This window comes from Tahibacter aquaticus (genome assembly GCF_004363655.1).
GTDB classification, from domain to species: Bacteria; Pseudomonadota; Gammaproteobacteria; order Xanthomonadales; family Rhodanobacteraceae; genus Tahibacter; species Tahibacter aquaticus.
The window spans coordinates 101,775-115,326 of sequence record NZ_SNZH01000008.1 but is presented as its reverse complement, the minus strand read 5'-3'; the positions used below and the strand labels follow the sequence as shown (position 1 = coordinate 115,326).

15 protein-coding genes and 1 tRNA gene are annotated in these 13,552 nt (G+C 63.6%); 7 read left to right on the top strand and 9 right to left on the bottom strand.

Translation table 11 applies throughout. From position 1 onward, the window contains the following. Positions 1 to 93 precede the first annotated feature (93 nt). The 4 genes from nudC to DFR29_RS14430 are packed head-to-tail and all read right to left on the bottom strand — an operon-like array spanning position 94 to position 2,638. Positions 94 to 1,065, bottom strand: a complete 972-nt coding sequence (nudC, locus tag DFR29_RS14445) for an NAD(+) diphosphatase (protein ID WP_133819326.1) — start codon at positions 1,063 to 1,065, stop codon at positions 94 to 96. Between the two features lie 7 nt (positions 1,066 to 1,072). Continuing rightward, positions 1,073 to 1,435 carry an iron-sulfur cluster insertion protein ErpA gene (gene erpA, locus DFR29_RS14440; RefSeq protein WP_133819325.1) on the bottom strand — a complete coding sequence of 121 codons (363 nt, stop codon included), beginning with the start codon at positions 1,433 to 1,435 and terminating at the stop codon, positions 1,073 to 1,075. Positions 1,436 to 1,488: 53 nt separating this feature from the next. Beyond that, complete coding sequence (locus DFR29_RS14435) at positions 1,489 to 1,920, bottom strand: bactofilin family protein (RefSeq protein ID WP_133819324.1); 432 nt, start codon at positions 1,918 to 1,920, stop codon at positions 1,489 to 1,491. Further along, the gene (locus tag DFR29_RS14430; RefSeq protein WP_166654097.1) at positions 1,910 to 2,638 is read right to left on the bottom strand and encodes a DUF6776 family protein; all 729 of its coding nucleotides are present in this window, start codon (positions 2,636 to 2,638) and stop codon (positions 1,910 to 1,912) included. Before DFR29_RS14430 ends, DFR29_RS14435 begins: the two co-directional genes overlap by 11 nt. A 326-nt stretch (positions 2,639 to 2,964) precedes the next feature. On the opposite strand from DFR29_RS14430, the gene DFR29_RS14425 reads away from it, so the two are divergent. From DFR29_RS14425 to DFR29_RS14415, 3 genes are all read left to right on the top strand, one after another. Further along, positions 2,965 to 3,396 (top strand): CopD family protein, encoded by a 432-nt coding sequence (locus tag DFR29_RS14425; RefSeq protein WP_133819322.1) that lies wholly within the window; start codon positions 2,965 to 2,967, stop codon positions 3,394 to 3,396. A 162-nt stretch (positions 3,397 to 3,558) separates the two neighbouring features. Further along, complete coding sequence (locus DFR29_RS14420) at positions 3,559 to 6,252, top strand: GGDEF/EAL domain-containing response regulator (protein ID WP_133819321.1); 2,694 nt, start codon at positions 3,559 to 3,561, stop codon at positions 6,250 to 6,252. Between the two features lie 79 nt (positions 6,253 to 6,331). After that, complete coding sequence (locus DFR29_RS14415) at positions 6,332 to 8,743, top strand: ATP-binding protein (protein ID WP_166654096.1); 2,412 nt, start codon at positions 6,332 to 6,334, stop codon at positions 8,741 to 8,743. A 95-nt stretch (positions 8,744 to 8,838) separates the two neighbouring features. On the opposite strand, the gene bfr is transcribed toward DFR29_RS14415, so the two are convergent. The 3 genes from bfr to DFR29_RS14400 form a co-directional block, all read right to left on the bottom strand. Further along, entirely contained in the window at positions 8,839 to 9,309 is a 471-nt protein-coding gene (gene bfr / locus DFR29_RS14410) for a bacterioferritin (RefSeq protein ID WP_133819319.1), read from the bottom strand. Positions 9,310 to 9,696: 387 nt separating this feature from the next. After that, the gene (locus DFR29_RS14405; RefSeq protein ID WP_133819318.1) at positions 9,697 to 9,903 is read right to left on the bottom strand and encodes a (2Fe-2S)-binding protein; all 207 of its coding nucleotides are present in this window, start codon (positions 9,901 to 9,903) and stop codon (positions 9,697 to 9,699) included. A 102-nt stretch (positions 9,904 to 10,005) separates the two neighbouring features. Beyond that, on the bottom strand, positions 10,006 to 10,554 hold the full coding sequence (locus tag DFR29_RS14400) for an RNA pyrophosphohydrolase (protein WP_133819317.1): 549 nt from the start codon (positions 10,552 to 10,554) through the stop codon (positions 10,006 to 10,008). A 143-nt stretch (positions 10,555 to 10,697) separates the two neighbouring features. Here DFR29_RS14400 and DFR29_RS14395 point away from each other — a divergent pair. From DFR29_RS14395 to DFR29_RS14380, 4 genes are all read left to right on the top strand, one after another. After that, positions 10,698 to 10,774: transfer RNA gene (locus DFR29_RS14395), tRNA-Met, on the top strand. A 49-nt stretch (positions 10,775 to 10,823) separates the two neighbouring features. Further along, positions 10,824 to 11,198: a 6-carboxytetrahydropterin synthase QueD gene (queD, locus tag DFR29_RS14390; protein ID WP_133819316.1), complete on the top strand. Its 375-nt coding sequence runs from the start codon at positions 10,824 to 10,826 to the stop codon at positions 11,196 to 11,198. A 31-nt stretch (positions 11,199 to 11,229) separates the two neighbouring features. Then, positions 11,230 to 11,799, top strand: coding sequence for a chalcone isomerase family protein (locus tag DFR29_RS14385; RefSeq protein WP_166654095.1), 570 nt, complete (start codon positions 11,230 to 11,232; stop codon positions 11,797 to 11,799). A 166-nt stretch (positions 11,800 to 11,965) separates the two neighbouring features. Next, positions 11,966 to 12,364 (top strand): phasin family protein, encoded by a 399-nt coding sequence (locus DFR29_RS14380; protein ID WP_133819314.1) that lies wholly within the window; start codon positions 11,966 to 11,968, stop codon positions 12,362 to 12,364. A 118-nt stretch (positions 12,365 to 12,482) separates the two neighbouring features. Here the strand turns inward: DFR29_RS14380 and DFR29_RS14375 are convergent, their stop codons facing one another. Both DFR29_RS14375 and DFR29_RS14370 read right to left on the bottom strand, forming a co-directional pair. Further along, positions 12,483 to 12,875: an MAPEG family protein gene (locus DFR29_RS14375; RefSeq protein WP_133819313.1), complete on the bottom strand. Its 393-nt coding sequence runs from the start codon at positions 12,873 to 12,875 to the stop codon at positions 12,483 to 12,485. 74 nt (positions 12,876 to 12,949) lie between these two features. After that, entirely contained in the window at positions 12,950 to 13,549 is a 600-nt protein-coding gene (locus DFR29_RS14370; protein WP_166654094.1) for an STAS domain-containing protein, read from the bottom strand. Positions 13,550 to 13,552 lie beyond the last annotated feature (3 nt).

Genomic DNA, 13,552 nt, shown 5'->3' with positions numbered 1-13,552 from the left:
CGGCGATTCGGCCAGGCAGCCCGCAGGGACATCGAACCGCAGGGTCAATCGATACGAAAGCGAACGGTCAGCGCCCGCGTCAGTCGCGCCGCATCAACCGGCGCGCGGCTTTTGCCAGGGCTCGTCGTTCATCAGCGTCGACAATTCCAGGCCGCCGGTCTCGCGCAGCCAGTGCTCGATCAGGCGGTACGACACCGACAGCGGCGGCGGCAGCACCAGGCTGCGATCGGCCAGACCGCGCACGATGTCGTCGACTTCGAACCAGCGCGCCTCGGCCAGCTCGGCGCCGACGCGGATGGCCGGATCGGAAGCCCGCGCCGAGAAACCCAGCATCAGCGAGGCAGGAAACGGCCAGGGCTGGGACGAGTGATAGTCGCTCTCGTCGACCGCGACACCGGCTTCTTCGAACACTTCGCGACGCACCGCGTCCTCCAGCGACTCGCCCGGCTCGACGAAGCCGGCCAGGGTCGACCAGCGGCCTTCGGGCCAGCTGGGCTGGCGTCCGAGCAGGCAGGCGTCGCGCCAGCCGACGATGACGATGATGGCCGGATCGGTGCGCGGAAAATGTTCCAGCTTGCAGGTCGGATTGCTGCAGACCGCCTTGTGGCCGGAAGACACCAGGCTCGTCGCATGGCCGCAGGCGCCGCAGAAGCGCACCCGGCTCTGCCAGAACAGCAAGGCGCGCGCATAAGCGAACAGGCCAGCATCGAAGGCCGGCAAGGCTAGGCCGGCGGCGCGCAGATCCATCCATTTTGCTTCCGGCGCTGGCACTTCCGGCGTCGCCGCGTCGGCGGCAATGACGAAGAAATTCGCCTGCGCGGTAGAGCCGAGGAAACTCACGGCCGCCTGCGGCCAGTGCAGCAGGCGTTCGCTGTCATGAAAATGACGCAGGCCGCCGCGGTCGGCTCCAACGAGGCCGCGTCCGTCGGGGCCGACCACGATATAGCGTGTGGCGGCTTCGGCGCGGCGTGCGCCGATCCAATCAGTGTCGTCGCGACGCTCCGCCTCGCGTTCCAGCGCCAGCGCGGCGAAGACGTTGGCGCGGCTGCGCAGACTGGCGCTCAAGCGCGCCTCAAACGGTAAACGAAGAGCCGCAGCCGCAGGTCGTCTTCGCGTTTGGATTGCGAATGACGAACTGCGCGCCGGTCAGCGACTCGGTGTAGTCGATCTCCGCGCCCATCAGGTATTGCAGGGACAGGGGATCGACCACCAGGGTGACGCCGCCGTTGTCGATAGCCAGGTCGTCCTCGGTACGCTCCTCGTCGAAGCTGAAACCGTACTGGAAGCCGGAACAGCCGCCGCCGCTGATGGCGACACGTAGCTTGAGCTGCGGATTGCCTTCCTCGCTGATCAGCTCGCGCACCTTGTGCGCGGCCGCATCGCTGAAGATCAAAGGCTGGTCCAGCGCGGTCTGGTAGCTCGGGGTTTCGCTCATGAGGACGGTACTGGGCCGGAGAGACGATGAAATCGGGGCGGCGCCGGCGTCTATCAAGCCGGCTCGGCCGCTGCAGTCGCGGGTGCCGGCAAACGCTTGGGCGGTTCCGACTGGTGCACCATCTTGCCATTGATCTGGGCACCGGCAGCCATTTCCAGCACCTTGTAGTAGATATTGCCTTCGATGCGCGCCGCTTCGGCCAGTTCCAGCCGCTCGCTCGCGTGCACGTCGCCCTTGACCTGGCCGTTGAGCACCACGCGCGGGGCATGGATCTCGCCAATCACGCAGCCTTCGTCACTGAGCGTCAGACTGGCATTGTCGCCTTCGGCGCTCAGCGTGCCTTCGATGCGGCCCTGGATGTACATGGCGCCGCTGAAGTTCACGTCGCCGCGGATCGCCGTACCCGGCGCGATCAGGGTGGTCAGGCCCTGCGTCGGCTTGCTGCTGCCGCCACTGCTGCCGTTGTTTTTCTTGCTACTGAACATTGCTGATCTCCTCGGCCGCCTGGGCTTCGTTCCAGGCAAATCCCTGTTCGACTCGGCCGCCGCCACCCGTAGCCTCGGCAACCACCTTGATGCGATTCGGCGAAAAACCGTCGGGCAGCAATACCGTGCCCGACACACGCTGGAAATACTTGAAGGAAAAGCCCAGGCCGTCATTGTTCGCGCCGGCCAGATCGTTCCAGCTGAGGCTTTTCAGCTTGCCGTCGGAAACGCCTTCGACAGTCAGCTGCACCCGGCCTTCACTGGACTGGGAGCGCTTCATATTCTGGGTCAGGGTGACGACGACATTCCAGGCGCGCGAATCCTTGACCGGCGCCACGTGCACCGAATGCACCGCCAGGCCTTCGCGCCGCGCACCACCGCCAACCAGGCGGCTGTAGAAAGCCAGGTCAGTCCGCAGGCCGGCGATTTCTTCTTCGCGCTCGCGCAAGGTCTGCTGCAGATCGGAGCTGGCCACCTTGTCGACCTGATCGGCACGCTCAAGCACCGCTACGCGCTGCTTCAGGGTTTCGTTCTCGCCGCGCTGGCGCTCGAATTCGGCCGGATCCGGCCCGCTGCGCGGTGTCTGGGTGAAATACCAGGCCGCCAGCGCCGCCAGCGCCAGGCTGACCAGCCATAGCACGATCAACAGCAACAGACGACGCCGCGCGGCGCGCGGATCGTGATGCTGCAAGACAAATTGCGGGAACGCGCGCGCCATAGGGGAAAAGACCGGAACGCCCCCCCGGCAGCGGAAAGCGGACTCATCGCGGGAAAAAGGAGAGTGCCGGCCTTATAGCCCCCCACCCCGGCGCGGTCAAGCCGACCTGGGCCGACGCAGGCAGCGGTCGGCAAGATAGCGATACGCGATACCAGGCCGACTGCCGTTGGTGGGAGCCGGAGCTTGCTTCGACAGAAGGCTTTTTGCGGATGGCGGGCTTCGACGGTAGCGCCCGCCTGGCGACTTACGCGATCTGCCGCGGCACCTAAGGCTGGTCTGCACAGCGGCAGCTATACTGCCGGCCCCCTTCGCCGCTACCGTCACCCATGCTCTGGCTCAAAGCCTTTCATGTCTTCGCTGTCATCAGCTGGTTTGCCGGCCTGCTCTACCTGCCGCGATTGTTCGTCTATCACCAGGAAGCCACCGAACAGGTCGTACGCGACCGCTTCAAGGTGATGGAGCGCCGGCTGTTCATGATGACCAATGTCGGCGCCGCGCTGACCTTGCTGTTCGGCCTGGCCACGCTGGGCTGGTGGATCTATCACGTGCCGGGGTACATGAAGAGCAACCACTGGCTCCATGCCAAGCTCGTGCTGGTATTCGCCCTGTACGCCTACCACGGCCACCTCGGCCGCCTTACGCGGCAATTCGCCAGCGACAGCTGCCGGCGTTCGCCACGCTGGCTGCGCCTGTTCAACGAGGTACCGGCAGTGCTTGCCCTCGGCATCGCAATCCTGGTGATCGTCAAGCCGTTCTGAAGCGAGCCCGCCAGGCGGGGCTACGGAGAAGGCAGTCGCTGCAGCACCGGGCGCAGCATTTGCCTCAAGTGCAAACTTGTCCACGCCGCGCCAGCGCCCGGCCGGGTGGCCTGAGGGCGCGTGCTATATTCGATCCATTCACGATGGAAGCGGGTCTCGCCTATGCATAAGCAGGACGACTCCCAGCAGAACGCGGAACTGCGCCAAGCCTTTCTGCGGCATCTGCCCAAGCGTCTGGATACGCTGACCCGACGGGGCTTGCGTCAGGCGCGGGACGGCTGGGACATCAACAGCCTGAGTCTGATCTTCCGCGAAGTACAGACACTGGCTGGAGCCAGCGGACGCTATGGCCTGCTCGACCTGGCCGAGAAACTGTTCGCGATCGAATCAGCCTTGTCCGACTGCCTGGAACAGGTACGCATTCCCGAACCGCAGGTATCCAGCCTGGTCGGCGATCTGTTCGAACAGGTACGGGAGATCGCCAGCGCACGCAATGCCGCCACACCGGTCGTCGACAATCGACTGCTTGTCAGCGCGGCCGACCTCGACCGCAGCGAAAACGGCTATCCGCTGCAACTGATGCCACCGGCGGACTACTGGAAGCGCTTCCCCGAAGTAGTAACTGCCTCGAGCAGTAACGTCGTACCGATCCGCGTTGCCGTTGCCGACGCCGATGCGGGCGCAAACAGCGTGGCCGCAACCGTGCCGACTGCCGCCACAGCGCCGGCCGCAGGCAGCGCCGACAGCAGCAGCGCCGCTACCACCGTGAAACCCGCGGCGAACGCACGCAAGGTCTATCACCTCACCGACGGCAGCACGTTCGCCTGCGAAATCGACCAGAAGCTGGAGCTGTCGGGCTACGAGTTGTCGCTGCTCGATCACATGGAAGAGCTGATCGAGATGATCCGCACCTTCCCGCCGCACCTGGTCGTGGTCGACGCCCACTTCCTCGATGCACTGGACCAGCTGGGCGAGGCCTTGAAGTCGGCGCGTACGCGCAGCAGTCACCGCGTCGCCCTGCTGGCGCTGTCGGAACAGGCCGAGCTCGACGTGCGCCTGCGCGCCATGCGTGCCGGAGCCGACGCCTTCATTCCGTTGCCCGCCAATACCGCCGACGTGATGGCGCGCATCGCCGAGCTGACCGAGTCGGACCAGAGCGACCCGTATCGCATCATGATTGTCGAGGACGATCGCTCTCAGGCGATGTTCGCCGAGTCGATCCTGCGCAAGGCCGGCATGATCACCACCATGGTCACCGACCCGCTGGCCGTACTCGGCGACATCGACCAGTTCAATCCCGACCTGATCCTGATGGATCTGTACATGCCCGGATGCTCGGGCATGGAACTGACCGCGATCATCCGCGAGCGCGAGGCCTTCGTTTCCACGCCCATCGTGTTCCTGTCCGGCGAAAGCGACACCGACAAGCACTTCGAGGCACTCAATGCCGGCGGCGACGATTTCCTGTCCAAGCCGATACGGCCCAAGCACCTGATTTCCGCGGTGACCAACCGCCTGCGCCGCGCCCGCCATATCCGCCGTCGCGCGCAGAACCAGAACCCGCGCGACCCGATCACTGGCATGTACGAACGCGCCCACGTGCTCGATCGCATCAACGCCAAGCTTGCCGCCGACGAGAACATTGCACAGCGCGGCGGCCTGCTCTTCGTCGAACTGGACGACGCGACCAACGTGCGCGAGCAGGTCGGCCTGATCGGCTTCGACAAGCTGCTCGGCCAGATCGGCGCCTTCCTCGCCGGGCATCTGGACGCCGGCGAACTGGTCACGCGCTTCGGCGACACCAGCTTCATCGTACTGAGCCCGGACCGCAGCGCCGACGAACTTGCCGCAAGCAGCGGTGGACTGGCCGATCGCGTTGCGCGCGAGCAGTTCGACGTGGACGGACAGAGCTACAGCGTGCGCCTGAGCATAGGCATCTGTCCGTTCGCGGCCAATCTGGGCGATGCGGGCTCCATGCTCAACGCGGCCGAGCGCGCCATGAGCGAGTCGCGCAAACCCGAGCACGACAGCACAAGCACGGCGGGTGCTGCCCAGAGCATCGGCGTGTTCGCGCCCAAGGCCAGCGGCGATGCGGCCTTGCTCGAAAACATCCGCAATGCCTTGCGTAGCGACGGCTTCCACCTTGTATTCCAGCCCATCGCGTCGCTGTCCAGCGACGACGAGAACGAAACCGACGAGCAATTCCAGGCCCTGCTGCGTCTGCACGGCGACGACGGCAAGCTGCTAACCGCCAGCCATATCGTGCCGCTGGCCGAACAGGCCGGGCTCATCGACGACATCGATCGCTGGGTACTCAGCCGCTGCCTCATGGTAATTTCCGAGCGCGCGCGACAGGGACGCTCGGTACGACTGTTCGTCAGCCAGTCGTTCAGCGCGGCGGCCGACTCCTCCCGCATCGGCTGGCTGCGCCAGCAGCTGGAAACCCGGCGCATCCACGGCAATCGGCTGGTACTGGAACTGCGCCTGCCACAGCAGCCTGCCGACCGCGATGCGATCAGCGGTTTCGCGGCAGCCGTGCACCAGATCGGAATAGGCGTCTGCCTGTCGGGCGCGACGCCGGGCGAGAATGTGCAGAGCGCGGTCGAGCACCTGCAGATCGACTTCATCAAGCTGGCTCCCGAATGCATTGCCGACCGCAGCCCGCGCATGCGCGACGAACTGCGCAGGCTGGTGCACTCGGCCCATGAACACGGCCGCAAGGTAATCGCGCCGCGCATCGAGGATGCGCAGAGCGCAGCCACCTTGTGGACGGTCGGTGTGGACTTCATCCAGGGCAACTTTGTCCAGCATGAAGCGCAGAATCTCGATTACGATTTCCGCGCCGCCGCCGGCTGACCACCACGGCGGACCGCGCCACCGATACAGCTTCGCAGGATCAAGGCCGCTACGCTTCGCGCCGCAGAGAGGGACGACGATGGGGGATGGGAATCGACTCGCCGGGGCGATGCGCTGGGGCGGCCTGGCCGTCGTCGTCAGTGCCAGTTTGGTCGGCCTGATCCTGGTTTCGCCACCGCACAACTACTGGATGTCGCCGCTGCTGCTGGCCGGCGGCCTGCTGCTGTTCTTCGCCGCCGGCACTCGCGCCGATGTGCCCGCTGCCGCGCCGCCAGCAGCAACCGCACGACTGCCCGCCACTGCAGCGACACATACCTCGACGGAATCGCCAGCGCTGCAGGCCGAGGTCGACGAACTGCGCCAGGTGCAACAGGAACTGATCAAGGCCAAGCACGACGCCGAGGCCGCGATGATGGCCAAGAGCGAGTTTCTGGCCACCATGAGCCACGAAATCCGCACGCCGCTCAACGGCGTGATTCCCCTGCTCGACATCGTGCTGTCGACCAAGCTCGCCGCCGATCAGCGCGATTATCTGCTCACCGCTTACCGCTCGGCGCGCGAGCTGCTGCGCATCGTCGACGACATCCTCGACTATTCCAAGATCGAGGCCAACAAGCTGGAACTGGAAGCCGTCGGCATCAACCTGCGCGAAGTGCTGGATGCCGTGAAGCGGCTGATGGAGAAAAATGCAGAAGGCAAAGGCCTGGCCTTCTCCATCAGTATCGACCCGGCCGTGCGGCTGGCCGTACGCGGCGATCCGGTGCGTCTGCGCCAGGTGCTGACCAACCTGGTCAGCAACGCGATCAAGTTCACCGAACGCGGTAGCGTGTCGGTCCGCGTATCGCGACGCGGCGAGACGCGCACCCATAACGACATCATGTTCCAGGTGCAGGACAGCGGCGTCGGCATTGCACCGGAATCAGCCGAAAAGCTGTTCCTCCCGTTCTCCCAGGCCGATGCCTCGACCACACGCATTCACGGTGGTACCGGCCTGGGCCTGGTCATCTGCAAGCGCATCGTGGATCTGATGGGCGGCAAGATCGGGGTCAAGTCCGAGCTGGGCCGGGGCTCGACCTTCTGGTTCAGCGTGCCCTTCCTCAAGGCCGTCGGCGACGGACCGGGCGCACGCACCGACCTTTCCGGCAGCCGCGCCCTGCTCGTTGTCGACGATGCTGCTGCGCAGCGGCGCATCAGCGGCTATCTGTCCAGCTGGGGCATGCCGCTCACCACTACCAATGTCGCCGCCGAAGCGCTGGCCAAGCTGCGCAGTGCCGCACAGATGGGCGATAACTGGGCAGTGGAAGTACTCATCGTCGATCTGGCAAGCATGCGTGGCAATCCGGTGGCACTGTTACGCAACGTATTGCGCGAGCCGGCACTGACCGGTGTGCGCATCGCCTTTCTTGCCGGCAACGAGGACATCGCTGCGGAACTGCGCCAGGAAAACCGCGCCACCGTGGTAGCCAACGGCTATGCCGATGCGGATCTGCGGCGCGCGCTGAATGTTCTGCTCGGCGTGCAGCAAGGCAACGTGCGGGAGGAGCTTGCGGCCGCAGCCGAGGAAATGCCGGACCCGGGCATACACATCGCCGCGCCCGCAACCGCGGCCACGCCGCTACGCGGTCACGTACTGCTGGTCGAGGACAATCCCGTCAACCGCCAGGTGGCGCAACGCATTCTGAGCTTGCTGGGCTTGAGCCTGGAATTGGCCGAGAACGGCAAGGAGGCGTTGGAAAAGCTCGATGCGAGCGCGTTCGATCTGGTCTTGATGGATTGCCAGATGCCAGTCATGGACGGCTATACCGCCACCCGCATCCGCCGCAGCCGCGAAGCCGAAACGCGCCAGGGGCGCATCCCCATCATTGCCATGACGGCCAATGCCATGGCCGGCGACCGTGAGAAATGCCTGGCTGCCGGCATGGACGAATACCTGTCCAAACCGATGAATCGCGGCCTGCTCGAGACCACCTTGCGCAAATGGCTGCCCAAGCAGGCGCAAAGCCGCACCCCGGCCGAGACAGGAGCGGTTTCAGCGCGAGCTGTACCGACTCCGGCCATAGCTGCACTTGCGGCGATGGCTACAGGTCCGGCCGTTGCCCTGGGCGACAATCTGGTCCAGGCCGATCCCCAGGGTATACGCGACGGTGCCGCACTGGACCAGGAAATCGTGCGTGACCTGCTCGATGTAATGGGCGAGGAGTTCACCGAGCTGGTCGGCGTCTATCTCGAGGACACGCCCAAGAATCTGGCCCTGCTCGAAAGCGCTGCCGCGCGCAACGATCCCAGCGGACTGATCGCGCCATCGCATTCGCTCAAGTCGACCAGCGCCAACCTGGGCGCCATGACCCTGGCCGAAATCGCCAAGCGCATCGAACATGAGGCGCGCGCCGGCACCTTGGTCAATCCGGCGAACCTGGTACGTGAGCTGGTGCGCGAGTACGGTCGCGTCTCAGCTGAATTGCGCAACTTGCTGGTCCGCAGCGGAGCCTGATCAGGCCGCACAAAACAAAGGCGGGGCTGCTTGCGCTGCCCCGCCTTTGGTCGTGTCGTTTTGCCAGCCGCCGCCTACACGCACAGATCGAGCAATCAGCTACCGATCTTCTTCTGCAGATAGCTGGCTTCGCCGAGCTGGGTCATCAGATTCAGCTGGGTCTCCAGCCAGTCGATATGCTCTTCCTCGGACTCGAGAATGTGCTCGAACAATTCGCGGCTGATGTAGTCGCTGCTGATCTCGGACTGGGCTATCGCCGCACGCAGGTCAGGCACCGCGGCGTACTCCAGCTTCAGATCGCATTCCAGGCATTCGCGCGGCGTTTCGCCAATCATGATCTTGCCCAGGTTCTGCAGGTTGGGCAGCCCTTCGAGGAACAGGATGCGCTCGATCAGTTTGTCAGCATGCTTCATCTCGTCGATCGATTCCTTGTACTCGTGATCGGCGAGTTCCTTGAAGCCCCAGTTCTTGAACATGCGAGCATGCAGGAAATACTGGTTGATCGCGGTGAGTTCGTTGTAGAGCGCCTTGTTCAGATGCTCGATGACTTTGGGATCGCCCTTCATGGCGCATGCTCCGATGTGGAATCGGCGGCGACTATACCGCTAGCCGAGATGCCACGAGGGAATGCGAATTGGATGCAGTTTGTACTGCTTCGAAGGAAGTCCGAACAACTGTCGATTGCGTGGCTCTTGTTCGGCACCCGCCGCCTGCCCTTTGCATTGCACGCTTGGCCACCCATTGAACTCAGAGCTTCAGAATCGAAAGCCAGTTGCAACGCATTTGCCCCCGAAGCGACCGGGAAGGATGGCCGAGAGGCAAGCGAGGGGATTCAGCAACGGAGCGCACACCGAAGCAGGAACAGGCTATGGCGCCAGCCTCGGCAAACTGCAGCGCCAGAAATTGGGGGAAAAACCAGGCGGGTGCGCCGGAGCGCGAACCAAGCGACGTTACTAGGCTGCTGCGAGCACTTGCACGCTGAACGCTCGCGCGTTGCGCGGCAGAGCTTCACGCAGCACCTGTTCGGCGAAATCGGCACAGGCGCCGCAGCTACCGGCGCAACCCGTGCGCATGGTCAACTCGGACAGCGTGGCCACGCCTTCGGCGGCAGCCTTGCGGATAGTGGTGTCGGTGACGCCGTTACAGATGCAGACGTACATGCAATGCAGTCCTCCAATGGCGGCTATTGGACTGCAAATGAGAATGAGTGTCAACAAGTTTCCGATTGGGTGCAGAAGTCGGCCTGCCGCACCCGATTGAACTCAGCCGACCTCGGCGAGCACCAGCGGCCGCTGCACGTCGGCCCCCGCCGGCAGGCCGCCCAGCCTTACACAGCAAGCCGTCTCGACCATGGGTGCAAACTGGCGCAGTGCACGCTCGTAGACCTGGCGCTTGAACATGACGACGTTCTGCGCCGGGTACCAGAAATCGACCCAGCGCCAAATATCGAATTCCGGCTTTTCATTCGCATCCAGGCGCAGGTGACATTCTTCGCCCAGGAAACGCAGCAGGAACCAGACCTGCTTCTGGCCGATACAGACCGGCCGCTCGTTGCGACGCAGGTAACGCCGTGGCAGACGGTAGCGTAGCCAACCCGGCGTCGCTGCCAATACTTCGACATGCTCGGGAAACAAACCAGTTTCTTCTTCCAGCTCGCGGTACATCGCTTCCAGCGGCGTTTCATCGCTGCGCATGCCGCCCTGCGGAAACTGCCAGCCATCGCGATTGATGCGGCGGGCCCAGAACAGACGGCCATCATCCCGTAAAAGGACAATGCCGACATTGGGCCTGTAGCCATCGGGATCGATCACCGGCCGACTCCAGAAATGCGTGCTGGCAAGGATTCTTCCACAGCGCGTGCGCGACCAGCAAGGCGGGATGGAGTCATGCAGCTTGACAGCGGGCTGCCGGGGGCTACAATCCCCGCCCTTCTGCAGGGCAGTTTTGCCCACGTGGCTAGGTAGCTCAGCCGGTCAGAGCGCGGCACTCATAATGCTGAGGTCGGCGGTTCGATCCCGCCTCTAGCCACCATTTTATTCTTGAGGCTGCACCGACCGGTGCAGTCCTGGCAGCGACGCCGATGGATCTGTTCAAGATTTTCCAGATCGAAGCGGCGCACCGCCTTCCCCAGGTTCCGGTCGGACACAAGTGTTCGCGCCTGCACGGCCACTCTTTCCGTATCGAAGTCCATGTATCGGGACCTGTCGATCCGCAGTGGGGCTGGGTTATGGACTTTGCCGAGATCAAGCAAGCGTTCGCCCCGATCTTCGATGCACTGGACCATCATTACCTCAATGAAGTGCCGGGACTGGAGAATCCGACCAGCGAGAATCTCGCTGCCTGGATCTGGCGCGCGCTGAAGCCTGGCCTGCCGCTGCTCAGCCGCATCGTAATTCATGAGACCTGTACCTCAGGTTGCAGCTATAGCGGCCCCAGCAACGACGGAAGCCGCTAAGATCGCGGCATTTCCTGACGGGTGTCCCGGCATGTTCGTTCTGCGTGCCCTGTTGTTGCTGCTGCTCGTCCCGACCGTCAATGCGGCCGCCGTAGGCGGACATGAGTTCGCCGAGCGCATTACCGTTCCCGGCGTGGGCAGCAATTTGCGCCTTTCCGGTGCCGCCGTGCTCGACCGCAATTTCGTGCCGTTCTATACCGCCGCCCTGTATCTGCCGGCGTCGGTTCGCAACACCGACCAACTGCTGTCGGGCCTGAGCCCCTACCGGATCACTCTTATCTGGGACATTCCGGCACTGGATGCCGGACACGTGGATGACTACTGGCGCAAAGCCTTCGCCGAGAGTGCCGGCCCGGAAAAGCTTGCCCGCATCAAGAGCGGCGTTGAACGCTTCGTGGATGTCTTTGGCGCCGCCCGTAACGGGCAGGTCATCCTGTTTGACTACATTCCCGATGCCGGCATGCGTATTTTTGTGGACGACAAGCCGGCCGGCCAGCTCGCCGGCGTCGAATTCAACACCGCGCTGCTGTCTATCTGGCTTGGTGACAAGGCGCCTCGCGAGTTCCGCGAGACCCTAATGACCAAAATGGGCGGCGAATGACGCGGCGCGGCAGATTGCGGTCGGAAATTTATTTCCAATAAAATCAAAGAAGATATTGATTTCTGACGAGCTCATCTGAAATTTTTCATAAATTCCTGTTGCACTGCAACAAAACTTGATCTAAAGTTCGCTCCGTCATCCCCACCCACCTTACGAGGGCAAGCAAATGATCGAGCAGTACAACAACCAGGTGCTGGCTTTCAGCAAGAGCTTTGCCGAAGCCGCGTTCAAGGTCCAGGGCCTCGCCCTGCAGAGCTTCGAAAAGATCGCCGAACTGCAGCTCAAGGCCATCGAAAGCCGCGCTAACGCCACTGCCGCTTTCGTGACCGAAGCGCTGGAAGTCCGTGACTTCGACGGCCTCAAGGCCATCTGGCCGAAAGGCGTGACCCTGGCCAAGGAATCGGCCGAGAAGGCCTACGCTACCAGCCAGGAAGTTTTCGGTATCAACGTCAAGACCAGCGAAGCGCTGGGCGAACTGGCCAAGACCAATTTCGTTGCCACCAACGAAACCATCAAGACCAACGTAGATTCGTTCAAGAAGGCCGCTACCGCGGCCGTCAAGTAAAACGAGCATCAAGCCGCGCTACGGCGACCCTCCCCCTCCCCGTAGTCGTAGCGCCGCTTTGGACCGGATGACGCAAGTCATCCGGTCTTTTTCTTTGTGCGCGCGCCACAAGTACGGCCTAGCTGCCGACCCCGGCAACAACGAACAGTCCAATCACGCAGAGCAGCGCAAGCGCCCAGCTCAGGCTGCGCAACGGCGCTTTGTCGGCCAGGTAAAAGCCGGCATAGACCAGCCGCAACACAATGAACAAGGCGGCCAGCAGATCGATGCGTCCCTGCGGGGCATGCACGAACTGGGCAGTCAACACTGCCGCAGCAAACGGCGGAAACGCCTCGATCGAATTCAGATGAGCCCAGTGCGCCCGCGCCCGATAACCGGTCAGCTCGGCCTGGAATACGCGCGGTTTTTTGTTGAGACGGTGAATTCCGGCCTCGTGGCCGTATTTGGCGATCGCCGTGAATACCAGCGGCAGCAACGCCGCGGCCAGAACACACCACAAGGCAAAGGTCATGCAGCCGGCTCCTCAGGATTCGGGAAAGTACGGTCCACTATGGACCATGCAGCCCGTCAGCCGGAAGCGTGAGCTTATTTTGGACCCAGCAAGCGCCGCAGCTTGCCACCCAAACCGTCGTCGGGCTCCGGATCGCGTTCGGGCTCGCGCGACGGTGGCAAAGGCGTCGGCGCACGCGGTTGCTTTGGTACTTCAGGCTGGCCCGGCGCAACCTTGACCTCGAGCAGACGCGCCGCAGCCAGGCCCAACTCAGTCGCTTCGCCGCCAGCGGGCACGATACGGCCCGCACCGAGCAGCCGGGTAGCTGCCTGCAACAGGGCCTGATCGACACTGGCGGCTGGGTGCGCAGCCAGCGCCGCCGTGCGGTCGGCAAATGTGGGAATCTGTTGCGCCAGGCCTTCGCGCAGAACCGCTTGCAGCTTGGCCGGAACCGCCGCGAGGCGCACCGAGCCCCTCACCTTGGCCGTGCGTTCGGCCAATCCGCTCAAGGCCTTGAGGCCGGCACTCGACGCATAGATCAACCCGGCAACATCGATGACGAAGTGCAGCGCCCCCTGGGATTCGAGCTCCTGCAGGCCCAGCTCCAGGTCTACAGCACCGTCGGCATCCAAGCGTCCGCCCAGTGCCACGATGTGCACCTGCCCCTGCTGCCCGCAAGCCAGTTCGATCGCCACGGC